The organism is Enterobacter cloacae complex sp. GF14B (genome assembly GCF_004136805.1).
Lineage (GTDB): Bacteria > Pseudomonadota > Gammaproteobacteria > Enterobacterales > Enterobacteriaceae > Enterobacter > Enterobacter hormaechei_C.
Map to the genome: position 1 here is coordinate 18,556 of NZ_QFRV01000043.1, position 23,210 is coordinate 41,765.

At 54.8% G+C, this 23,210-nt stretch carries 22 protein-coding genes and 1 tRNA gene; 14 read left to right on the forward strand and 9 right to left on the reverse strand.

The features are described from left to right. Positions 1-18: 18 nt before the first annotated feature. Complete coding sequence (gene glk, locus DD606_RS14990; RefSeq protein ID WP_003861352.1) at positions 19-984, forward strand: glucokinase; 966 nt, start codon at positions 19-21, stop codon at positions 982-984. A 35-nt stretch (positions 985-1,019) separates the two neighbouring features. Here the strand turns inward: glk and DD606_RS14995 are convergent, their stop codons facing one another. Beyond that, on the reverse strand, positions 1,020-1,751 hold the full coding sequence (locus DD606_RS14995; RefSeq protein ID WP_003861354.1) for a LytTR family DNA-binding domain-containing protein: 732 nt from the start codon (positions 1,749-1,751) through the stop codon (positions 1,020-1,022). A 13-nt stretch (positions 1,752-1,764) separates the two neighbouring features. Then, positions 1,765-3,462 carry a sensor histidine kinase gene (locus DD606_RS15000; RefSeq protein ID WP_129258810.1) on the reverse strand — a complete coding sequence of 566 codons (1,698 nt, stop codon included), beginning with the start codon at positions 3,460-3,462 and terminating at the stop codon, positions 1,765-1,767. 386 nt (positions 3,463-3,848) lie between these two features. On the opposite strand from DD606_RS15000, the gene alaC reads away from it, so the two are divergent. After that, the gene (gene alaC / locus DD606_RS15005; RefSeq protein ID WP_023314600.1) at positions 3,849-5,084 is read left to right on the forward strand and encodes an alanine transaminase; all 1,236 of its coding nucleotides are present in this window, start codon (positions 3,849-3,851) and stop codon (positions 5,082-5,084) included. Positions 5,085-5,142: 58 nt separating this feature from the next. On the opposite strand, the gene ypdK is transcribed toward alaC, so the two are convergent. Further along, a complete protein-coding gene (gene ypdK, locus DD606_RS15010) occupies positions 5,143-5,214 on the reverse strand; it encodes a membrane protein YpdK (protein ID WP_099458937.1) in 72 nt (23 codons plus the stop codon). Between the two features lie 359 nt (positions 5,215-5,573). Further along, positions 5,574-6,494: a kdo(2)-lipid IV(A) palmitoleoyltransferase gene (gene lpxP, locus DD606_RS15015; RefSeq protein ID WP_129256139.1), complete on the reverse strand. Its 921-nt coding sequence runs from the start codon at positions 6,492-6,494 to the stop codon at positions 5,574-5,576. A gap of 268 nt (positions 6,495-6,762) precedes the next feature. On the opposite strand from lpxP, the gene DD606_RS15020 reads away from it, so the two are divergent. Then, positions 6,763-8,142 (forward strand): diguanylate cyclase, encoded by a 1,380-nt coding sequence (locus DD606_RS15020; protein WP_129258812.1) that lies wholly within the window; start codon positions 6,763-6,765, stop codon positions 8,140-8,142. 13 nt (positions 8,143-8,155) lie between these two features. On the opposite strand, the gene DD606_RS15025 is transcribed toward DD606_RS15020, so the two are convergent. Both DD606_RS15025 and DD606_RS15030 read right to left on the reverse strand, forming a co-directional pair. Beyond that, positions 8,156-8,227, reverse strand: a tRNA-Arg gene (locus DD606_RS15025). Between the two features lie 75 nt (positions 8,228-8,302). Next, positions 8,303-9,232, reverse strand: a complete 930-nt coding sequence (locus DD606_RS15030) for a formate/nitrite transporter family protein (protein WP_003861364.1) — start codon at positions 9,230-9,232, stop codon at positions 8,303-8,305. 314 nt (positions 9,233-9,546) lie between these two features. Between DD606_RS15030 and mlaA the strand changes: the two genes are divergently transcribed. Then, a complete protein-coding gene (gene mlaA, locus DD606_RS15035; RefSeq protein ID WP_003861365.1) occupies positions 9,547-10,299 on the forward strand; it encodes a phospholipid-binding lipoprotein MlaA in 753 nt (250 codons plus the stop codon). A gap of 44 nt (positions 10,300-10,343) precedes the next feature. Here mlaA and fadL read toward each other — a convergent pair whose 3' ends face one another. Next, positions 10,344-11,627, reverse strand: coding sequence for a long-chain fatty acid transporter FadL (fadL, locus tag DD606_RS15040; RefSeq protein ID WP_003861367.1), 1,284 nt, complete (start codon positions 11,625-11,627; stop codon positions 10,344-10,346). A gap of 372 nt (positions 11,628-11,999) precedes the next feature. Between fadL and DD606_RS15045 the strand changes: the two genes are divergently transcribed. The 4 genes from DD606_RS15045 (at position 12,000) to sixA (ending at position 16,665) form a co-directional block, all read left to right on the forward strand. Further along, positions 12,000-12,284, forward strand: a complete 285-nt coding sequence (locus tag DD606_RS15045) for a YfcZ/YiiS family protein (protein ID WP_003861368.1) — start codon at positions 12,000-12,002, stop codon at positions 12,282-12,284. A 228-nt stretch (positions 12,285-12,512) separates the two neighbouring features. Then, positions 12,513-13,823 (forward strand): acetyl-CoA C-acyltransferase FadI, encoded by a 1,311-nt coding sequence (gene fadI / locus DD606_RS15050; RefSeq protein ID WP_022651548.1) that lies wholly within the window; start codon positions 12,513-12,515, stop codon positions 13,821-13,823. Further along, positions 13,823-15,970 (forward strand): fatty acid oxidation complex subunit alpha FadJ, encoded by a 2,148-nt coding sequence (gene fadJ / locus DD606_RS15055; RefSeq protein WP_048244593.1) that lies wholly within the window; start codon positions 13,823-13,825, stop codon positions 15,968-15,970. The genes fadI and fadJ overlap by 1 nt, the downstream gene beginning before the upstream one ends. Before the next feature lie 209 nt (positions 15,971-16,179). Beyond that, on the forward strand, positions 16,180-16,665 hold the full coding sequence (gene sixA / locus DD606_RS15060) for a phosphohistidine phosphatase SixA (RefSeq protein ID WP_003861375.1): 486 nt from the start codon (positions 16,180-16,182) through the stop codon (positions 16,663-16,665). Between the two features lie 46 nt (positions 16,666-16,711). Here sixA and smrB read toward each other — a convergent pair whose 3' ends face one another. Continuing rightward, positions 16,712-17,263: an endonuclease SmrB gene (smrB, locus tag DD606_RS15065; RefSeq protein WP_015572246.1), complete on the reverse strand. Its 552-nt coding sequence runs from the start codon at positions 17,261-17,263 to the stop codon at positions 16,712-16,714. Positions 17,264-17,408: 145 nt separating this feature from the next. Here smrB and prmB point away from each other — a divergent pair, with 145 nt between their 5' ends. Genes prmB through DD606_RS15095 form a run of 6 tightly spaced genes read left to right on the forward strand, consistent with a single transcriptional unit; the run spans position 17,409 to position 21,960 of the window. Continuing rightward, the gene (gene prmB / locus DD606_RS15070; protein ID WP_045331045.1) at positions 17,409-18,341 is read left to right on the forward strand and encodes a 50S ribosomal protein L3 N(5)-glutamine methyltransferase; all 933 of its coding nucleotides are present in this window, start codon (positions 17,409-17,411) and stop codon (positions 18,339-18,341) included. A gap of 60 nt (positions 18,342-18,401) precedes the next feature. Beyond that, on the forward strand, positions 18,402-19,487 hold the full coding sequence (aroC, locus tag DD606_RS15075; protein WP_023314595.1) for a chorismate synthase: 1,086 nt from the start codon (positions 18,402-18,404) through the stop codon (positions 19,485-19,487). A 2-nt stretch (positions 19,488-19,489) separates the two neighbouring features. Further along, complete coding sequence (gene mepA / locus DD606_RS15080; protein WP_058659512.1) at positions 19,490-20,314, forward strand: penicillin-insensitive murein endopeptidase; 825 nt, start codon at positions 19,490-19,492, stop codon at positions 20,312-20,314. Beyond that, complete coding sequence (locus DD606_RS15085) at positions 20,314-21,123, forward strand: sulfite exporter TauE/SafE family protein (protein WP_003861386.1); 810 nt, start codon at positions 20,314-20,316, stop codon at positions 21,121-21,123. Before mepA ends, DD606_RS15085 begins: the two co-directional genes overlap by 1 nt. Further along, positions 21,123-21,668 carry an elongation factor P hydroxylase gene (locus tag DD606_RS15090; protein WP_003861390.1) on the forward strand — a complete coding sequence of 182 codons (546 nt, stop codon included), beginning with the start codon at positions 21,123-21,125 and terminating at the stop codon, positions 21,666-21,668. The genes DD606_RS15085 and DD606_RS15090 overlap by 1 nt, the downstream gene beginning before the upstream one ends. A gap of 13 nt (positions 21,669-21,681) precedes the next feature. Continuing rightward, complete coding sequence (locus DD606_RS15095) at positions 21,682-21,960, forward strand: YfcL family protein (protein ID WP_003861391.1); 279 nt, start codon at positions 21,682-21,684, stop codon at positions 21,958-21,960. Positions 21,961-22,018: 58 nt separating this feature from the next. On the opposite strand, the gene mnmC is transcribed toward DD606_RS15095, so the two are convergent. Beyond that, positions 22,019-23,210: FAD-dependent 5-carboxymethylaminomethyl-2-thiouridine(34) oxidoreductase MnmC (mnmC, locus tag DD606_RS15100; RefSeq protein WP_129258814.1), on the reverse strand; the 1,192-nt coding region annotated here is incomplete at its 5' end.

Genomic DNA, 23,210 nt, shown 5'->3' on the forward strand with positions numbered 1-23,210 from the left:
TAGCGGAGCAGTAGAAGAATGACAAAGTATGCTTTGGTAGGTGATGTAGGCGGCACCAACGCGCGCCTTGCCCTGTGCGATGTGAACAGCGGTGAAATTTCTCAGGCGAAAACCTATTCAGGGCTGGATTACCCAAGCCTGGAAGCGGTGGTTCGCGTCTATCTGGAAGAGCATAAAGTGAGCGTTGAAGACGGTTGTATCGCCATCGCCTGTCCGATTACCGGCGACTGGGTGGCGATGACCAACCACACGTGGGCCTTCTCAATTGCCGAAATGCGGAAAAACCTCGGCTTCTCGCACCTTGAAATTATCAACGACTTCACTGCGGTTTCCATGGCTATCCCAATGCTTAAACCAGAGCATCTGATTCAGTTCGGCGGTACGGCCCCGGTTGAAGGCAAACCGATTGCCGTTTACGGCGCGGGAACCGGTCTGGGGGTGGCGCACCTGGTCCACGTCGACAAACGCTGGGTCAGCCTGCCGGGCGAGGGCGGTCACGTGGATTTTGCGCCGAACAGCGAAGAAGAGGGCATTATTCTTGAGGAGCTACGCGCCGAGATTGGTCACGTGTCGGCCGAGCGGGTGCTTTCTGGTCCGGGTCTGGTGAACCTGTATCGGGCGATTGTCAAATCAGACGGTCGTCTGCCGGAAAATCTGCAACCGAAAGATGTGACCGAACGCGCGCTGGCCGACAGCTGTATTGACTGCCGCCGTGCTTTGTCGCTGTTCTGCGTCATCATGGGGCGTTTTGGCGGCAACCTGGCGCTGAACCTTGGCACCTTTGGCGGGGTCTATATTGCGGGCGGGATCGTGCCGCGCTTCCTCGATTTCTTTACCGCCTCCGGCTTCCGTGGCGGCTTCGAAGACAAAGGCCGCTTCAGGAGCTATGTCCAGGACATTCCTGTTTACCTGATTGTCCACGACAACCCAGGCTTACTGGGATCCGGCGCGCATCTGCGTCAGGTTCTTGGTCAGATCCTCTGACGCTCATTTCCCTCTCCTGCGGGAGAGGGAACGTGCTACAGGTGCATGAGCTGGCGGAACTCTTTCACTCTGCTGCGGCTTACCGGCACCTGAAAATCCAGATCCTTCAGCCGCAATATATAGGTGTTGTTAAACCAGGGTTCGATTTCGCGGATCTTGTTCAGGTTGACGCAGAACGAGCGGTGGCAGCGGAAGAAGTGGGCGGCCGGGAGTTTATTGCAGAATTCGGTGATGTTCATCGCCATGACGTAGGATTCACGCCGCGTATAGACAAATGTCATTTTTTCATGCGCTTCGGCATAGTAAATATCGTCGACAGGCGTGACGATGATCCGTTCGTCCTTCACCAGATTAATCGTGTCGTTTTCCCGCGCTGCCGGGCTGGCACTGGCGGGTAAGGACTGCTGCTGCCACGCGGCTTCCAGCTTATGCAGCATGCTGATAATACGCGACTCCTGGTACGGCTTTAGAATATAGTCAAACGCCTCAAGCTCGAAGGCCTCCACGGCATGCTCTTTCCACGCGGTGACAAACACAATAAACGGCTTGTGGGCGAACTGATTGATATTTTGCGCCAGCAGGACGCCGTCCAGCGACGGAATATTAATATCGAGGAATATCGCGTCGACCCGGTTATGCTGTAAAAATTTCAGCACGTCCAGACCATCCTCAAAACAGCCAACAATCTCCATCTGGCTGTGGGTTTTGATAAGCCAGCTCAACTCCTGTTGAGCCAGAAATTCATCTTCTACGATGATGACTTTCATCTGTTACTCCGGCCTACGGCAACAAGGATATGGGGGCATTCACGGGCGTTCGCTCATTCGGAACATAAAAGGCAATTTCGGTGCCCGGCTCAAGGCGGTGAATATGCAGCCCGTCACCGTACAGCAGTTTGACCCGGTGATGCACATTCAGCAGTCCGATCTTGTTGCCCGGCATTTCGTTTGATTTGACGCGTTCGATAACTTTCGGATCGATGCCGTGCCCGGTATCGCGCACGGCGATACGCACGCGGTTACCGCTTTCCGTTACGCTAATTGTTACCACGCCTTTGCCTTTACACGGCTGAATACCGTGAACAATGGCGTTTTCCACCAGAGGCTGGATCAGCAGGCTTGGGATCACGCAGTTGACCTCTTCATCAATATCGTAAATGACCGTCAGCTTATCGCCAAAGCGAGCCTGCTCGATCGCGATGTAATCCTTGATTTGATACAGCTCTTTTTTGATGTCGATCTGCTCGTCGTCTTTTAGCTCAATGTTGTAGCGAAGATAGCGCGACAGATTAAATATCAGCTGCCGCGCGGTGTCCGGATTCAGACGGATGGAAGAGGAGATAGCGTTCAGCGCGTTAAACAGAAAATGGGGATTGATCTTGCTTTGCAGGGCGCGCAGCTCTGCCTTATTTGCCATCTCGCGCAGCTGCTCTGCACGCGAAACCTCTAGTTGAGTGGAGATGATCTGCGACAGGCCAATCGCCATCTCCTGGAGCGAGGAGGTGATTTGGTGCGCATGACAGTAGTAAATTTTCAGCGTCCCCGTGACCACGCCTTTTTCCCACAGCGGGATCACCAGCATTGAGTGGATCTCTGGCGTCCGGTGGGCTTCGTCATTGTTTTTAATGATGATTTTTCCGTAGTTAATCGCCTGTCTGGTGGTTGGGCTGATGGTGTCGTCGCTGTCGCGATAATTGTGCTCACCGACGCCAACGTAAGCCAGCACGTGATCAATATTGGTGATAGCGACCGCATCGGCATGAATATCACGGCGGATGATATCGCAAACCTGACGTAAAGATTCGGCGTTAACGTGCCGGAAAAGCGGCAGCGTCTTGTTGGCGATATCCAGCGCCAGCTTGGCCTGACGCGCGGCGCTGGCCTCTTTTTCGCCTTCCACGCTTTGCACCAGCAGCACGATAAAACCGATACAGACGCTCCCGAGGATCATCGGAATACCGATCTTCGAGACGATATCCAGCCCCAGCGCAACGGTTGGCGCCCAGACGATGACCAGGATCATGGTCAGCGTTTCGCAGACCATCCCCGCGATAATCCCCGCACGCCAGTGCTGCTTTTTCGGGATTTTGCGGTTAATCCAGCCCGAGAGCAGCCCGGCAATAATGCTGGTGATAAAGCAGGGAACTGCCGTCACGCCGCCAATATCAATCAGGTATCGATGGGTGCCAGCGATAATGCCTGTGATAATCCCGACCCAGGGACCAAAGAGGATCCCGCCCGACATGACGGCGATGATGCGCACGTTCACCAGCGAGCCATCTACCGGCACCCCGGACCAGGTGCTGAACAGGGCAAACATCGAAAAGATAAACGTGACGGCCAGCAGCTCTTTTGGCGAATGGGCAGATTTATGCAACAGTTCGCGGAACAAGCGGATGCGGATAAGGAAAAAGAGACAGATCAGCATTAATGCCGCGCGGTCGAACACCGCGAGGAGCATATTGAAGATTTCGTGCACGGTCAGGCCTGGGAAAACGGGAAAAATCTATGATAGAAAACATAGGGCCTGATGACCAGCTATCCATCAGATTTATCAAATGGGGAAAAACCATAATTCTCAAAGGGGATTGCTGGCTTTTGACTGAAAGCCGGCGCTTTTCCGTTTGGGGAGAAACGTCAGGTAACGATACTGAAAATATTGTGTTAAATTGTAGAGCTTAAAACTGCCTGTTCGCGATAGGAGTTCCGCTTTTCACTGCAATCGCATTCCCGTTTTAGAGCAAAATATTGTTTTGCCGTTATCCTCTCGACAGCCTCTTTTTCTTCAGGTTATTTTCTAAGCATGCCACACGGGTGGCAGCGTCGCTCGGACGGTCCGGGCGCTAACGTGACTCTGAGGAATCTATGGCTGAATTCAGTCCTGAACGCCGTTTTACGCGTATCGATCGTCTCCCCCCTTATGTTTTCAATATCACTGCTGAACTGAAAATGGCTGCGCGTCGGCGCGGCGAAGACATTATCGATTTCAGTATGGGTAACCCTGACGGCCCAACGCCGCCGCACATTGTTGAGAAACTCTGCACGGTTGCCCAGCGTCCCGATACCCATGGGTATTCCACCTCACGCGGCATTCCACGCTTACGTCGGGCGATCTCCCGCTGGTATCAGGATCGTTATCAGGTCGATATCGATCCTGAAAATGAAGCGATTGTGACCATTGGCTCCAAAGAGGGGCTGGCCCACCTGATGCTGGCGACGCTGGATCACGGCGATACCGTACTGGTGCCGAATCCGAGCTACCCGATTCACATCTATGGGGCGGTGATTGCCGGGGCGCAGGTGCGTTCTGTCCCGCTGGTGGAAGGCGTCGACTTCTTTAACGAGCTGGAACGGGCGATTCGTGAAAGCTATCCGAAGCCGAAAATGATGATCCTCGGTTTCCCGTCAAACCCAACGGCACAATGCGTTGAACTCGAATTCTTCGAGAAAGTGGTCGCGCTGGCTAAGCGTTACGACGTGCTGGTGGTACACGATCTCGCCTACGCCGATATCGTTTATGATGGCTGGAAAGCGCCGTCAATTATGCAGGTACCGGGTGCCCGTGATGTGGCGGTTGAGTTTTTCACCCTGTCGAAAAGCTACAACATGGCGGGCTGGCGAATTGGTTTTATGGTGGGAAACAAAACGCTGGTGAGTGCCCTGGCGCGTATTAAAAGCTACCATGACTATGGCACCTTTACGCCGTTACAGGTCGCGGCCATCGCGGCGCTGGAAGGGGATCAGCAGTGCGTGCTCGATATTGCCGCTCAGTACAAACGCCGTCGTGATGTGCTGGTAAAAGGGCTTCATGAAGCAGGCTGGATGGTGGAAATGCCTAAAGCCTCCATGTACGTCTGGGCGAAAATCCCCGAGCCGTATGCGGCGATGGGTTCTCTGGAATTTGCCAAAAAACTGCTTCAGGATGCGAAGGTTTGCGTCTCTCCAGGCATTGGCTTTGGTGACTACGGTGACACGCATGTGCGTTTCGCGCTGATTGAAAACAGCGACCGTATCCGTCAGGCAGTGCGGGGCATTAAAAGCATGTTCCGTGCGGATGGCCTGCTTGCAGCGAAGAGCGTTGCGGAACAACCCGAGTCGTAACGGACACCAAAAAAAACAGGCGCCAACGGCGCCTGTTTTTTTGACTGCATTTTCTTAACTAGATCATCAGAGCAAACGTTCCGGCCCAAACTAAAACAATAACCGAAATGCCCATAAAGAAATATTTCACGTTTCATCGCTCCGCGTATCTTCCGGTACGCATTAAAAAAACAGAGTCCAACTGAGTATAGAGAGTTGAAATCATGCGAAAGGGGAAATCGGAATTATCCCGTTACGTCGCTAACTTCAGCTCTGAATTCTGTGCTTTCCTGTCGCCAGACGGCGCTAATGTACGCCTAAATTTCAGGAGTGACAAGAGGCATTTTTTTAAATAATTTCCGACACTTACGAGTGTCGTGGAACGGCGACAGTTTGATTTCGGTACGCAATAAATGCCTGTTGAGCGACGGTCGATAAAAGCCGTTACGCACTGTGATTACAGGTGTTTGAAAAGGTTAGTTTCTTAGCGAAACTAACCTTCGAAAGGGGTCAGATATAGAGTGAGGCTTCGCCCAGGGGACGGGTTTTAAAGCGGCGGTGCATCCACAGATACTGCTCAGGCGCACGCATAATCTCAAACTCAATCACCTTATTGATAAAGGTCGCGGCTTCACTCTCATCTTCAGGATAGTTCGCCATCTCTGGGGAGATATGCAGACGATAGCCTGACTTATCCGCTTTTCTGACCATGGTCACCGTCAACATCGCGGCGCCTGAGAGACGTGAAATCACAAAGGTACCGTTCGTCGTAGCGACATCTTTAACCGCAAAGAAAGGGGCAAAGCTGCTGCCTTTAGGACCGTAGTCCTGATCCGGGGCAAACCAGACTGCTTCACCTTTTTTCAGGGCGCCAACCATACCGCGCAAATTGTTACGGCTGATCATCGCCTTATTTGAACGCATGCGGCCCCGCGTTTGTACCCATTCCATCAGCGTGCTGTTATGCGGGCGATAGGTTGCCATCATCGGCTGACAAAGGCCCATAACGCGGCCACCCAGCTCAAGCGACATAAAATGCACACCCACAACCATCACGCCGCGGTTTTGCATCTGGGCACGTTTCAGGTTATCCAGACCTTCCACGTCAAACCATTTACGGACACGCTCGTCTGGCCAGAACCAGGCCATACCGGTTTCAAGCAGCGCCATACCGATAGATTTAAAGTTTTCCGCAATCAGCGTTTCGCGCTGCTGCGCATTGTAATGCGGAAAGCAAAGTTCGAGATTTTTTCGGGCAATGGACTCACGACGCTTAAGGAAGTGACGCGATGCGCTGCCGAGCTTCGAACCCAGGAAACGGATCACGGGATAAGGAAGTTGAACCAGCAGCCAAAGTACGCCAAGGCCAAACCACGTAAACCAGTAGCGCGGGTGCAGAAACGCCCGCTGAAATTTGGATTGAGACAAAATAGTGGAACCTATGTAAAGCCTGTGAAGGTAGCGCAGACTTCGCGATACCACGTGCCATTAAGACCGTAGGACGAGGTCATGGTTGCAGGCTTTACCGTTCTTTACGACGTTGCCTGGCCATTGCTGACTTGGGTGGGCGGCATAATGTAGCACCGTTATACATTATGAGCTATCACTCGTTTTTGTTTAAAAAAGCGGCAATTGCGGAGTGGTTTGATTTTGCTATTGTTAAATCTGCGTTCCCGCATGCCTCCTGAAGGTGCAGACCATGGAAACCTACCTGCAAACGGTGAAAGAAGAGTGGGTGAAGCTAATTAATGAAACCGATCCCGATGTGCATCGGCTTGCGACTGAGCTTGCCAGGGACAACGCAACGCCCCTGGTCGCTGAATTCTATCGTGTTGTGCTGGCAGATCCGTCGGCAGCTGAATTCCTGACCACCGAAAAGGTGGAGAGGCAGCTTCAGGAGGCGCTTCGTCGCTGGCTTATTGATGTGCTCTCATGCCGTGTGGAGCAGGTTGAAGAGCAGATGCGGGCGCAGCAGCGCGCTGCGGATGTTCATGCCCGTATTGGTATTTCGGTTGATTTAGTTGAAATGGGCTTCCGTGTTCTGAAAAAGCTGCTGTTACCTGTCATTACTACCAGCGCCCATTCGCCTGAGGTGAAGCTGCATATTTATCACTACGCGATTAACAGTATCGATCTGGCCATGGAAGTGATGTCGCGGGCCTATGTATTTAGCGAGAACAATGCGGCGAAAGAGGACGAAAATTACCGCATCTTTTCCTTAATGGAGAACGCAGAAGAGGAGAAGGAGAGACAGACCGCGGCGCTGCTGTCATGGGAAATGGTGCTTCTGTATAAGATCACGCTTAATTCCAGTATCGGCAACAGTCTGCCGCTGGGGCAGTCTGAATTTGGACTGTGGTTTAGCCATAAAGGTCGGCACTATTTCAGCGGGATCGCTGAGGCCGGTCATATCTCTCGTCTGATTCAGGAATTCGATGACCTTTTTAACGAGGTCCGTCTTTCAGGGCAGGGTCTGAGTGATAAAGCGCAGCGGGATAAATTCTTGCAGCGAATGCGTAATACGCTCTCGCAAATCATCACGCTTTTGCGCGAACTGTTTGACGAAGTGTCGCGACACGAGGTGGGGGTTGATGTCCTGACCCGCCTGTTGAATCGCCGTTTCCTGCCAACCATCTTCAAACGCGAAATCCTGCACGCCACCCGGGCGGGAACAAAGCTCTCGACGCTGCTGATTGACGTCGACAAATTTAAACAAATCAACGATACCTGGGGGCACAATACCGGGGACGAGATCCTGCGAAAAGTCTCCGGCGCGTTCTACGACAACGTGCGAACCTGTGATTACGTTTTTCGCTACGGCGGCGATGAATTTCTGATTGTGCTAACGGAAATCTCAGAGGTGGACGCGCTGCGAATCGCCGAGCGTATCCGCAGGCGGGTGGAAAAAATCAAGGTTAACTCCCCAACCGGCGATATTATCCCGCTCTCCCTCTCGATAGGCGTGGCGATGTTCAACGGGCATCCCGATTACGAGCGATTGATTCAGGCGGCGGATGAAGCTTTATACGGCGCGAAACGGCGTGGCCGAAACTGCGTGGAGCTTTGGAAGGGGGCGTAAGGAAATACAGAAGTGTCCCCTGCAGGAATCGAACCTGCAACTAGCCCTTAGGAGGGGCTCGTTATATCCATTTAACTAAGGGGACGAAGCGGCAAGAGTATAGCGTTATTTACACTTTTCGTTAAGCGCATTGCCGCCTGACTGGTCAAAGAGTCACCGTTCACGCCGATTTTTCGGCAGTTTTATCCTTTTTTTCCTGAGCCTTAAGCTCGGCCTTACGCTTGTTGGACATGTCGTTACGGATTTGCGCATGGCTCAACAGCGCAAAGATAAAGGTCCCGCCACAAATGTTGCCTGCGAGGGTTGGCAGGGCGAACGGCCAGAAAAAGTCGCTCCAGTGGAGTGTGCCGTTAAATACCAGATAAAGGATTTCAACGGTTCCGACAACAATGTGCGTGGTATCGGCGAGTGCGATAAGCCAGGTCATCAGGATAATCACCACGATTTTCGCGCTGCCCGCTGAGGGGAACATCCACACCATAGTGGCGATGATCCAGCCGGAAATTATGGCATTAGAGAACATTTCAACCGGCGTGTTTTTCATCACATCCATGCCAATTTTCACAAATGCGTCGCGGGTCGGTTCATCAAATATTGGCATATACTCGAACGCCCAGGCGGCTATACCCGTACCGATGAGGTTCCCCAGCAGCACGACGCTCCACAGGCGCATCAGTAAACCGAAATTACCGAGGGTCGGATTTTGCATGACGGGCAGTACGGCAGTGACGGTATTCTCCGTAAAAAGCTGCTGTCGCGCCATAATGACGATAATAAAGCCGAACGTGTAGCCTAAATTTTCCAGCAAAAACCCGCCCGGTACGCCTTCCAGCTGAACGTGAAATATCCCTTTGGCGAGCAAAGAGGCGCCCATTGACAGACCGGCTGCAATGGCTGACCACAGCAGGGCCATCGCGTCGCGCTCCATCTCTTTTTCCCCGTCCTGGCGAATATGCTCATGAATAGCCATGGCGCGTGACGGCAGGCGATCTTCATCGACTTCTATCTCTTCTCCCCGGTCTTTCTCTTCACTTTCAATCTCAAGTTCTTCATTGTTCTCGCCAATTTTTTCTTCGTTAATGTCTTTCATAACAGCTCCTTCGGGGTAATTGCTCATTTAAGCGTAGCGGCTTTTAGCGCCTTGCCCGTGGGGATGCTCTTAAATTGCTGTAAATGGCAATAAAGGTGAGACATCTCTTTCAAAGCCAATATAAAATTGCCAGCGAAACGAATTCTGAAAGACAGGCTATGCTGAAATTAGCGTGATGACGCGAGCGGGTCGTCATTGTCCTCGTAGACATCGGTAAGCGTGCTGTTACAATCACTTGCACGTTTCAGGCGGAGCATCACCGGCTCCGTCACAGATGGCATTCAACGATAGCCATATTGAACAGGGAGAAATTTATGAAGCTTCGGCTGTCGGCGCTTGCGCTGGGCGTAACAATGCTTGTGGGCTGCGCCAGCTCTGGCGAGCAAACGGGACGCTCCGATCCTCTCGAAGGATTTAACCGTTCAATGTACAGCTTTAACTATAATGTGCTGGATCCGTATCTGGTTCGTCCGGTTGCCGTGGCATGGCGTGACTACGTTCCGCAGCCGGCGCGTAACGGGCTGAGCAACTTTACCAGTAACCTGGAAGAGCCAGCGGTTATGGTCAACTACTTCCTCCAGGGCGACCCGTATCAGGGGATGGTGCATTTCACCCGCTTCTTCCTGAACTCCCTGCTGGGTATGGGCGGCTTAATTGATGTCGCGGGCATGGCGAACCCGAAATTACAGCGTGAACAGCCGCACCGTTTCGGCAGCACGCTGGGGCATTATGGCGTAGGTTATGGGCCGTATGTGCACCTGCCATTCTACGGCAGCTTTACCGTGCGTGATGATGGCGGCGACATGGTGGATACGTTGTATCCGGTGCTGTCATGGCTCACCTGGCCGCTGTCGATTGGTAAATGGACCGTGGAAGGAATTGAAACACGTGCGCAACTGCTGGACTCTGACGGTCTGCTGCGTCAGTCTTCCGATCCGTACATCATGGTCCGCGAGGCCTACTTCCAGAACCATGACTTTATTGCCAACGGCGGTAAGCTGAAGCCGGAAGATAATCCGAACGCGAAAGCCATCGAGAACGAATTAAAAGATATCGATTCGGAATAAATAAAAAAGGTGAGCAATGCTCACCTTTTTTAATCGTGTTGGGATTAGAACGCGTAGTTGAAGTTGGTACCAAACAGCCAGGCTTTACCTTCAGAGGTAAACTCGTAAGGGCCTTCCTGGAAGGTCACTTTCTGTCCATGCATGTACGACACGCCCGCGTCGATAGAGGCATTCTCGTTGAACGCGTAGGTTGCCCCCGCACTCACCCAGAAACGGTCCTGATCCGGAATGGAGATAGAACGCTTATCTGCCGGTACCGGGCTGTCATCAAATGCCACGCCGGTACGGAACGTCCAGTTGTCATCCATATAATAGGTCGTACCAAGCGCGATACGGTAAGCATCGTGGAAGCTTTCGTCTTTATAGAACAGCGTCTGGCCGTTGCTGCCGGTGGCTTTCAGCTCCTGGAACTGGCTCCAGCTGGTATACGCGAGACTGTAGTGAATGGCCCACTGCGGCGCAACGCGGTTATAACCTGACACTTCCCACATTTCTGGCAGATGCAGCGACAGTGAACCCGGTACGGTTTGATTCGAGGTACCCCATGGAATGGTGGTGCCCGCGCCTGGGACCATACCGTTGACTGGGCTCAGGATGCCGCTTTTGTAATCGCCATCGAAGTCAATCTTCACTTCTGAGCGGTAGGTCAGACCCCAGCGGTTGTTTTTATCCAGTTCATACAGGATACCGGCGTTCCAGCCGTAGCCCCATTCATCGCCTTTCAGGCTGGCAATTTTATTGCTGTTTTTCGGCAGCGCAGCAGTTTGCTCCCCGGAATAACGCTCGATTTTTGCATCAGCGTAGACAGCATCAAAGCCCAGACCAAAGCTCCAGTTATCGTTCAGACGATATGCGCCGCTCAGGTTAAGGTTCAGGGTCGTCAGGTCGGTTTTACCGCCGTATTCCCCGGCCGGATAGTTGTTATTGAACTCCGTTGCCAGGCCATAGTTAGAGGTGACAGAGGCACCCCAACCAAACTGTTCATTGATTGGCGCAACAAAGTGCAGGTTAGGCACCCACGCGGTCGGCGCAATGTTATCCGCCTTCAGATCTGCGCCGGTGAACTGAGATTTGCCAGAAATATTGACATCAGGATCGATGTAAACCGCACCGGCAGAGAAGGTAGGGCGATCAAACATCATGATCAGCGCCGGGTTACGGCTCGCGTTGCCTGCGTCATCGGCAATCGCACCTTCCCCGGAATACGCACGGCCAAGGCCAGAGGAAGAAAATTCGTTTAACTGGAAGCCCGCTGACCAGGCGGACGTTGAGACGATTGCCACTGCAACTGCTAAAGCAGTTTGTTTGAACAGGGTTTTCTGGCTCATGACCATAACCTCATTGAGTTATTTTTATTCAATAATTGTTACATACCGTAACAGGAGCGCGAAGTGTAGGGTCTGAGGTATGACTTACAAATCAGACCAGTGGCGAGAGTATAGGTCTGACCAGCTGGGATGTTGCAAGTTTGTTTATTAATATTTTCAGATATGTTTCTTGAAACGAGATCTGGTTGGCAAAATTGTGACCAGTGCGATTCCTCTGAAAAGGGGAATTTTGTTTTAGATCATTTTTTAGTGTGATATTGCTCACTTATCCGATTTTGCGCCATTAACGGCTGGAGGGGGCTCGTCCGGGGGCGTAAAATAGACGCATCGTGTTTATCTCGCGCCCTGCGCGAATACAGAGGAAATTGAGCTATGAGTAAATGCAGTGCTGATGAAACCCCGGTTTGCTGCTGTATGGATGTTGGCACCATTATGGACAACACCGATTGCACCGCCTCTTACAGCCGCGTATTCCCTAACCGTGCTGAAGCGGAAGAAACGCTGGCCGCGCTGAGCCAGCGCGCGCGTGAAGTCGAATCCGATCCGTGTGAAATCAAATCCACCTTCACGGAAGTAGAAGGCGGCGTGCAGCTGGATATCGACTTTGTGTTCGCCTGCGAAGCAGAAACGCTGATCTTCCAGTTAGGCCTGCGTTAATACTTTTTGCACAGGCCTATGATCGTGTAGGCCGGGTAAGGCAACGCCGCAACCCGGCAACAAATCTCACAAATGCCTCTGCTATGCAGGGGCATTTTCTTTTTCTTCTCTGTGCCTTAGCTCGCAATTTTTCGCTTCCCCGATTGGCTCAATGTAAAAAAATAGTTAAGACTATTATCAGGTCAGACCACTTAATGTGCGCGCAAAATTTTTTTACAGGGGAGTGTTATGAGTCAGGCATTACCGCTTATCACCCGACACGGTGACCGCATTGCCATTATCAGCGGGTTACGTACGCCGTTTGCGCGTCAGGCAACCGCGTTTCACGGTATACCGGCTGTCGATCTGGGAAAAATGGTGGTGGGGGAGATGCTGGCTCGCAGCGAGATCCCGCCAGAGGTTATTGAGCAACTGGTTTTCGGCCAGGTGGTGCAGATGCCGGAAGCACCCAATATCGCGCGTGAAATCGTGCTGGGTACCGGCATGAATGTTCATACCGACGCCTACAGCGTCAGCCGCGCCTGCGCCACAAGTTTCCAGGCGGTGGCGAACGTGGCGGAAAGCCTGATGGCGGGGACCATTCGCGCGGGGATCGCCGGCGGCGCGGATTCCTCCTCCGTGCTGCCCATCGGCGTCAGCAAACAGCTGGCCCGCATCCTCGTGGATGCTAACAAAGCTCGCACTACCGGTGCAAAGCTTAAACTCTTCTCGCGTTTACGCCTGCGCGACCTCATGCCCGTGCCACCTGCCGTTGCTGAATACTCCACCGGCCTGCGCATGGGCGATACAGCCGAGCAGATGGCAAAAACCTACGGTATTACCCGCGAACAGCAGGATGCACTGGCGCATCGCTCGCATCAGCTCGCTGCGAAGGCCTGGTCGGAAGGCAAACTTGCCGACGAGGTGATGACTGCTTATATCCCGCCTTTCCGCGAACCGCTGGTGGAAGATAACAATATCCGTGGCACCTCGACGCTGGAGGATTACGCAAAACTGCGCCCGGCGTTTGATCGTAAACATGGCACCGTTACGGCGGCCAACAGTACGCCACTGACGGACGGTGCCGCCGCCGTGATCCTGATGACGGAATCCCGGGCGAAAGAGCTTGGCATCACACCGCTGGGCTATTTGCGTAGCTACGCCTTTACCGCCATTGATGTCTGGCAGGACATGCTGCTCGGTCCGGCCTGGTCCACGCCGCTGGCGCTGGAGCGCGCGGGGCTAACGCTCTCCGATCTCACGTTAATTGATATGCACGAAGCCTTTGCCGCACAAACGCTGGCAAACGTGCAGCTTTTGGCGAGCGAACGTTTTGCCCGCGACGTGCTGGGCCGCGCCCACGCGACCGGCGAAGTGGATCAGAGTAAGTTTAACGTGCTTGGCGGATCCATCGCCTACGGCCATCCATTTGCGGCGACCGGCGCGAGAATGATAACCCAGACTTTGCACGAGCTGCGTCGCCGCGGCGGCGGTTTTGGTCTCGTTACCGCCTGTGCGGCGGGCGGCCTGGGTGCAGCAATGGTTCTGGAGGCTGAATAATGGAAACGACATCTGCATTTAACCTGGCTGTTCGCCTTGATAACGTGGCTGTTATCACCATTGATGTACCCGACGAAAAGATGAACACCCTGAAGGCCGAGTTCGGCGTTCAGGTGCGTGCGATGCTCAGACAGATCCGCGAAAACAAAGCGATACGTGGCCTGGTATTTATCTCGGCAAAGCCGGATAACTTTATTGCCGGGGCCGATATCAACATGATTGCCCGGGCGAAAAGCGCTCAGGAAGCAGAAGACCTGGCGCGTCAAGGGCAGCAGGTAATGGCGGAGATCCATGCGCTGTCGATACCCGTTGTCGCTGCGATCCACGGGGCCTGCCTGGGCGGTGGGCTTGAGCTGGCGCTGGCCTGTCACAGCCGCATTTGTACCGACGATGCGAAAACGGTACTCGGACTGCCGGAGGTACAGCTTGGATTGCTGCCCGGTTCAGGTGGCACGCAGCGCCTGCCGCGTCTGGTGGGCGTCAGTACGGCGCTGGAGATGATTTTAACCGGTAAACAGCTGCGCGCCCGTCAGGCATTAAAGGCGGGTCTGGTTGATGAGGTCGTTCCGCACGCCATCTTGCTTGAGGCCGCCGTTGAGCGGGCGCTGAAAGGTCGTCAGGCGAAACGCCCTCTGCCGGTGCGCGAGCGTATCCTCGCCGGGCCGCTGGGGCGCACGCTGCTGTTCAATATGGTGGGTAAAAAAACCGAGCAAAAAACCAAAGGGAATTATCCGGCAGCGACGCGCATTCTGAAGGTGATTGAAACCGGTTTATCGCAGGGCAGCAGCAGCGGTTATGCTGCGGAAGCGAAAGCCTTTGGCGAGCTGGCGATGACGCCGCAGTCGCAGGCGCTGCGCGGCATTTTCTTTGCCAGCACGGAGGTTAAAAAAGATCCGGGCAGTGAAGCTGAACCGGCTCTGCTGCGCGCCGTTGGCGTTCTGGGTGGTGGGCTGATGGGCGGCGGCATCGCATTTGTCACCGCCAGCAAAGGCAAATTGCCCGTACGTATCAAAGATATCAACCCTAAGGGTATCAACCACGCGTTGCAGTACAGCTGGCAGAACCTTGATCGCAAAGTGAAACGCCGCCATATCAAGGCCAGTGAGCGCGATAAAACCCTCGCGATGATCACTGGCGCCACCGACTACAGTGGGTTTGCACACCGCGATCTGGTGATTGAAGCCGTGTTCGAAGATCTGGCCCTTAAGCAGCAGATGGTGGCGGACGTTGAACAGCACTGCGCGCCGCACACCATTTTCGCGTCAAATACCTCGTCTTTGCCGATCGGCGACATCGCGGCGAAAGCCGTGCGCCCGGAGCAGGTGATAGGGCTGCACTATTTCAGCCCTGTCGAAAAAATGCCGCTGGTGGAGGTTATCCCACATGCCACAACCAGCCCGCAAACTATTGCCACCGTGGTGAAGCTGGCGAAAAAACAGGGCAAAACCCCGATTGTGGTCGCGGACAAAGCCGGCTTCTACGTCAACCGCATTCTGGCGCCGTACATTAACGAAGCGATGCGGTTGCTGACGGAAGGGGAGAAAATTGAGCACGTCGATGACGCTCTGGTGAAGTTTGGTTTCCCCGTCGGCCCAATCCAACTTTTGGATGAGGTAGGAATTGATACGGGGACTAAAATTATCCCTGTGCTGGAAGCGGCTTATGGCGATCGTTTTGCGCCGCCTGCAAACTTTGTTTCTGCAATTTTGAAGGACGATCGCAAAGGCAGAAAAAATGAACGCGGTTTCTATCTTTACGCCGCGAAAGGGCGTAAAAGCAAGAAACAGGTCGACCCTTCGGTTTATGCGCTTATTCCTGTCACGGGTCAGGGAAAACTGTCGGCGGTTCAGTGTGCTGAGCGCTGCGTAATGATGATGCTCAATGAAGCGGCGCGCTGCTTTGGTGAGCAGGTGATCAAGAGCGCGCGCGACGGCGACATCGGTGCCGTGTTTGGTATCGGTTTTCCGCCATTCCTTGGCGGTCCGTTCCGGTATATGGATACCCTCGGGGCGGGTGAAGTGGTTGCGATCCTGCAACGTCTGGCCTCGCAATATGGTCCACGGTTTACACCTTGTGACGAATTATTGCAGATGGCGGAACGGGGTCAGACATTCTGGCCCGTAAGGGAAACTGATTGCGTAAACTGAAGTCAAAGAAGGGTAAATCCTGAGGTGATGGAACCTGTTCTGGCGAAATTGTAAACAGAGATTGACTATACTTACGCCATTGAGGTAAAAAACAGCGTTTCATTCACCGAATGGATCAGGCACAATGCCCGGCCATCGGGTTTTCTACCTCAGAGCATTAATCGCGGGTAGTCAACGCCGGTGATTCTGGTTAACAAAAGCGGTGCAATATGCAAGTTTTTATCATGCGTCACGGCGACGCGGCACTCGATGCCGCCAGTGACTCAGTACGTCCTTTAACCGTCTGTGGCTGCGACGAATCCCGTCAGATGGCGACATGGCTTAAAGGTCAAAAAGTGGACATTGAACGCGTTCTGGTGAGTCCGTTCCTGCGGGCAGAACAGACGCTGGATGTGGTAGGGGAGTGTATGAACCTGCCATCCAGTGTGGATGTGCTCCCTGAACTCACGCCGTGTGGCGATGTTGGCCTTGTCAGTGCTTACCTTCAGGCGCTGTGCAATGAAGGTGTCGCTTCCGCACTGGTCATTTCCCACCTGCCGCTGGTCGGCTATCTGGTATCTGAGCTGTGCCCGGGCGAAACGCCACCGATGTTCACTACGTCCGCCATTGCCAACGTCACCCTCGACGAAACCGGCAAAGGGGTCTTTAACTGGCAAATGAGTCCGTGCAACCTGAAGATGGCAAAAGCCATCTGACGTGACGTGCGATATGGCGGGGTGCAGCGTGCCTCCCGCCATCCTGTCAGGGCAACTCTGGCGGCTGCCACTCCTCCACTTCAATCAATACCAGCAATGCGGCATCTCCTCCGTACTCTTTGGGTGCCTGATGAAACGCCATCACGTGCGGGTGCTGAGCCAGCCACAGCGGTGTCTGTTGCTTAAGAATATGTTTGCCGTGACCGTGCATCACGCAGGCGCAAAAAACATGCTCGCGACGACATGCCGCGATCAACGCCCCCAGCTCCTGTTTCGCCTGCATCTGGGTCAACCCATGCAGATCGAGGAACAGCTCCGGCGAGTAATCTCCCCGGCGTAATTTTTTCAGTTCAAAATGGCTGACGTCTTCGCGCACGTATTTCACCGCACCCTGAGTATTGAGCAGCGGCTGAAACTCATCTGAAAAATAGTGGCTGTTATCGGCCTGCTCCTGGAGCAGACGTTTGACCGGAACCTCGCTGACTTTTTTACGCTGCGGGCGATGGACAATGGTGTCGTGCGTGATTTGACGCGTCCCGGTCATCAGCTGGCGGAAGAGAGCCTGATCCTCCTCGCTGAGCGATGTTTTCTTTTTCATTCGTCATTCTCATCTCGTATTTCCGATAGTGTACCCGACTAAACGCATTTTTTAACCTCAAGCGACACGCGTCATTGCTGATTTATCGCCGTCTTCATGGCAAACTAGCCGCCGAAAATTATGCGAGCATGCCCTGGAGGAAAGAGTGGATAAAATTTTTGTCGATGAAGCAGTAAACGAGCTGCATACCATACAGGACATGTTGCGCTGGTCGGTTAGCCGCTTCAGCGCCGCCAATATCTGGTACGGCCACGGTACGGATAACCCGTGGGATGAGGCCGTTCAGCTGGTGCTGCCGTCTCTCTATCTGCCGCTGGATATTCCGGAAGACATGCGCACCGCGCGCCTGACCTCCAGCGAAAAACACCGCATCGTTGAGCGCGTGATCCGTCGCGTGAACGAGCGCATTCCGGTGGCTTACCTGACCAACAAAGCCTGGTTCTGCGGCCATGAGTTCTATGTTGATGAACGCGTGCTGGTGCCGCGCTCGCCGATTGGCGAGCTGATCAACAACCACTTTGACGGCCTGATTAACCATCAGCCGCAGCACATTCTTGATATGTGCACCGGCAGCGGCTGCATCGCCATTGCCTGCGCGTACGCCTTCCCGGAAGCGGAAGTGGACGCCGTCGATATCTCCACCGACGCGCTGGCCGTCACCGAACACAACATTGAAGAGCACGGGCTGATTCATCACGTCACGCCTATCCGCTCTGACCTGTTCCGCGACCTGCCGACGCTGCAATACGACCTGATCGTCACCAATCCGCCGTACGTGGATGCAGAAGACATGTCCGACCTGCCGAACGAGTACCGTCACGAGCCGGAGCTGGGTCTGGCGTCCGGCTCTGACGGGCTGAAGCTGACCCGCCGCATCCTGGCGTGCGCGCCGGATTATCTGACCGACGACGGCATTCTGATTTGTGAAGTGGGCAACAGCATGGTACATCTGATAGAGCAGTACCCGGATGTGCCGTTCACCTGGCTTGAGTTCGACAACGGCGGTGACGGCGTCTTCATGCTGACCAAGGCGCAGCTGCTTGATGCACGCGAATACTTCAGCATTTACAAAGATTAATCCAGCGGGCTTCGGCCCGTTTCACAACGCTCAAACACAAACAACAACATCGGAGCCGTGATGGCAGGAAATAGTATTGGACAGGTATTCCGTGTGACCACCTTTGGCGAGTCGCACGGTCTGGCACTGGGTTGTATCGTTGATGGCGTCCCGCCAGGCATCGAACTGACCGAAGCCGATTTACAGCATGACCTTGACCGTCGGCGTCCGGGTACCTCTCGCTACACCACGCAGCGTCGCGAGCCGGACCAGGTCAAAATTCTCTCCGGCGTATTTGAAGGCCGTACCACCGGGACCAGCATTGGTCTGCTGATTGAAAACACCGATCAGCGTTCTCAGGACTACGGCGCGATTAAAGACGTCTTCCGTCCGGGCCACGCTGATTACACCTACGAACAAAAATATGGCTTTCGCGACTATCGCGGCGGCGGACGTTCTTCCGCACGTGAAACCGCGATGCGCGTGGCGGCAGGGGCGATTGCCAAAAAATATCTCCAGCAGAAATTCGGCATCGTTATCCGCGGTTGTCTGACCCAGATGGGCGACATTCCGCTGGCTATCAAAGACTGGGAGCAGGTAGAACTTAACCCGTTCTTCTGCGCCGATGCCGACAAGCTGGACGCGCTGGATGAGCTGATGCGTGGCCTGAAAAAAGAGGGCGATTCCATTGGTGCGAAAGTCACCGTGGTAGCCGACGGCGTGCCGGCTGGCTGGGGCGAGCCGGTATTTGACCGCCTTGACGCCGACATCGCCCACGCGCTGATGAGCATCAACGCGGTGAAAGGCGTTGAAATCGGCGACGGTTTTGACGTGGTTAAGCTTCGCGGCAGCCAGAACCGCGACGAAATCACGAAGGCGGGTTTCCAGAGCAACCATGCGGGCGGCATTCTGGGCGGCATCAGCAGCGGGCAGCAAATTATTGCCAATATCGCGCTGAAGCCCACGTCCAGCATTACCGTGCCGGGCCACACGATTAACCGCGCTGGCGATGAAGTTGAGATGATCACCAAAGGGCGTCACGATCCGTGCGTGGGGATCCGCGCGGTACCGATCGCAGAAGCGATGCTGGCGATCGTGCTGATGGATCACTTCCTGCGCCAGCGCGCGCAGAATGCGGATGTGACGACCACCATTCCACGCTGGTAACTATGAAAAAAACCGCAATCGCTCTGCTGGCGCTGCTGGTCAGTGGAGCAAGCCTGGCCGCTACGCCGTGGCAGAAAATCACCCATCCGGTAGCGGGGAGCGCGCAGTCCATTGGCGCTTTCTCCAACGGGTGTATCGTCGGCGCGCAGGAACTTCCGCTGCAATCGGATACCTATCAGGTGATGCGCACCGACCAGCGCCGTTATTTCGGCCATCCTGACCTGGTGCTTTTTATTCAGCGTCTTGGCAACCAGGTGCATAATCTGGGGCTGGGCACGATGCTGATTGGCGATATGGGGATGCCTGCCGGTGGCCGCTTTAACGGCGGTCACGCCAGCCACCAGACCGGACTGGATGTGGATATCTTCCTGCAATTGCCGAAAACGCGCTGGAGCTCAGCGCAACTGCTGAAACCGCAGGCGCTGGATCTGGTCTCGGCCGACGGTAAACGGGTCGTCGCCTCGCGATGGTCGCCGGAAATTTCCAGCATGATTAAGCTGGCGGCAGAGGATAACGACGTCACGCGGATCTTTGTTAATCCGGCCATCAAGCAGCAGCTTTGCCTGGATGCGGGAACGGATCGCGACTGGTTGCGTAAAGTGCGCCCGTGGTTCCAGCATCGTGCCCATATGCATGTTCGCCTGCGCTGCCCGGCGAACAGCCTGGAATGTGAAGATCAGCCGCTGCCACCGCCTGGCGATGGTTGTGGTTACGAACTGCAAAGCTGGTTTGAACCAGCCAAGCCTGGAACCTCTAAGCCTGAGAAGAAGACACCGCCTCCGTTGCCGCCTTCCTGCCAGGCGTTACTGGATGAGCATGTACTTTAATGGATAATTTCGTCGACCTGTTCATGGTGTCACCGCTGCTGCTGGCGGTGCTCTTTTTTGTTGCAATGTTAGCCGGATTTATCGATGCCCTGGCGGGCGGCGGCGGGTTGCTCACCGTTCCGGCGTTGCTGGCGGCAGGCATGAGCCCTGCCCAGGCGCTTGCCACCAACAAACTCCAGGCATGCGGCGGTTCGCTCTCCTCGTCGCTCTATTTCATTCGGCGTAAAGTGGTGAATCTCGCCGATCAGAAGCTCAATATCCTGATGACGTTTATTGGCTCAACGGCGGGCGCGCTGCTGGTCCAGCACGTACAGTCCGACATTCTGCGCCAGATCCTGCCGCTGCTGGTTATCTGTATCGGCCTCTATTTCTTACTCATGCCAAAGCTCGGGGAAGAAGATCGACAGCGTCGCCTTCACGGCCTGCCGTTTGCGCTGATCGCCGGTGGCTGCGTCGGTTTTTACGATGGCTTCTTTGGCCCGGGGGCAGGCTCGTTTTACGCGCTGGCATTCGTGACGCTGGCCGGGTTCAACCTCGCCAAATCCACCGCCCACGCCAAAGTCCTCAACGCGACCTCCAATGTTGGCGGTCTGCTGCTGTTTATCATTGGCGGCAAGGTTATCTGGGCAACCGGGTTTGTGATGATGGCAGGGCAGTTTTTGGGCGCGCGCGCAGGCTCGCGTCTGGTATTAAGCAAAGGGCAAAAGCTGATCCGCCCGATGATTGTTGTCGTCTCGGCGGTGATGAGCGCCAAACTTCTTTATGACAGCCATGGACAGGAGATCCTCACCTGGTTGGGGATGAACTAATGAACAGTACGCATAACTACGAACAGCTGATTGAGATCTTCGATAGCTGTTTTGCTGATGATTTTAATACCCGTCTGATTAAAGGCGACGACGAACCGATCTATCTTCCAGCTGATGACGAGGTTCCGTATAACCGCATCATCTTTGCCCACGGCTTTTACGCCAGCGGTTTGCACGAAATTTCGCACTGGTGTATCGCCGGGAAAGCGCGTCGCGAGCTGGTGGACTTTGGTTACTGGTACTGCCCGGACGGGCGCGACGCCGCCACCCAGGGGCAGTTTGAAGATGTGGAGGTGAAACCCCAGGCGCTGGAATGGCTGTTCTGCGTGGCGGCGGGTTTCCCGTTCAACGTGAGCTGTGACAACCTCGAAGGCGACTTCGAGCCAGACCGTATCGTCTTCCAGCGCCGCGTTCATGCGCAGGTGATGGAATATCTTGAGAAAGGCATCCCGGCACGTCCGGCACGCCTGATCGAGGCTTTACAGAATTATTACCACACGCCGGAGATCACGGCGGAATGCTTCCCGTGGCCGGAAGATCTTTAACAGAGGAAAGAAGATGATCGCAGAATTTGAATCACGCATTCTGGCGTTAATTGATGACATGGTGGAACACGCCAGTGATGATGAGCTGTTCGCCAGCGGTTATCTGCGTGGTCACCTGACGCTGGCGGTAGCCGCGCTGGAAGCCGGGGACGATCACTCTGCCGACGCCGTTCACGCGGAAGTCACTCGCAGCCTGGAAAACGCTATTCAGGCCGGGGAACTCTCTCCGCGCGACCAGTCTTTAGTGCTGGGCATGTGGGATAATTTGTTCCAGCAGGCGAAAGCGAAGTAAGTGTATCACCGCCCTCTCCCACAGGGAGAGGGCCGGGGTGAGGGCACCAGACCGCACCCTACTTGACCATTTTCCCCTTCAGCAATTTCCGCACCCACAGTCGGTTTGGATTCAGCCCCGCGAGCGTAACCCTGTCCAGCGGAACCGGCTCGTCGCTCATTTGCGCGGCTAACGCTTCAGCCAGCAGCGGCGCGGAGCACAATCCCCGCGAGCCTAAGCCACCCAGCATAAACAGCTCGGGGTGAACGGGCGCACTTACCGCCGTTTCTTTGCTGTCTGCAAGATCCTGATAGACTTCAAGCGTGGCGTCATAGTCCGGCACGTTTCCCGCCATCGGCAGGTGATCGCGGGTCGCGCAGCGTACGCCGCAGCGCGCCTGACCCTCACTGACATCAACCTCTTTCGCCCACGACGCATCCGGAAAACAGTCGACCAGGCGCTGTCGGTTTTGCTGCTGATCCGCTTCGCTGTACTGCATATCTGTTTCACCGCGATGGTAGCTGGCGCCGATGCAGTGATGGCCGTTGGAGGGATTTTGCGGCGTCAGGTAGCCGTCGTAACACAGCACCTGACGCAGTTTGCTCAGTTCGGGCGCGGTCGGGATATGGCTCACCTGGCCGCCGACTGGATAAACCGGCAATGACGCTGTCTGGGTAAACTGAGTGATGTGATGTCCGTTGGCCAGTACAACGCTGGCATGCTGCGCCTCTTTACCGTCAGCGAAACGCAGTTCCCAGTGCGCAGTGCGGCTTAGCGATTGAACCTTATGGGCATAATGCACTGTCAACCCACGCGACTGCCCGAGGGCTATCGCCGCAGAAGTCAGTTCAGCCGGACATAGCCAGCCGCCGAGTGGATACTGAATTCCGCCGCAGCCGGTGTCGACACCAGCGGTCTCAGCAACCTGCTGTGCCGTCACTGCATGGGCGATGTCCTCCGGCAGCCCCAGCGACAGCATTTGTGTGATTTTCTGCTGGCTCTTCTCGTCCCAGCCGAGCTGCGTCACGCCGCACCAGTCGTGGTCGAACGCAACCGGCAGGCTATCGTAAAGGCGGCGAGCAAACGTAAACGCCGCCGGGAAGAACTGGAACAGTGCCGGATCGTGTGCACTTAATAAGGGATAAAGCGCGCCCTGACGGTTGCCTGATGCGCCCGTCGCCGGTGCCTCGTCAGCGCAGTAGAGCGTCACCTGCCAGCCACGGTGCAGCAGCGCCAGCGAGAGCAGGGCGCTGGCAATACCCCCGCCCACT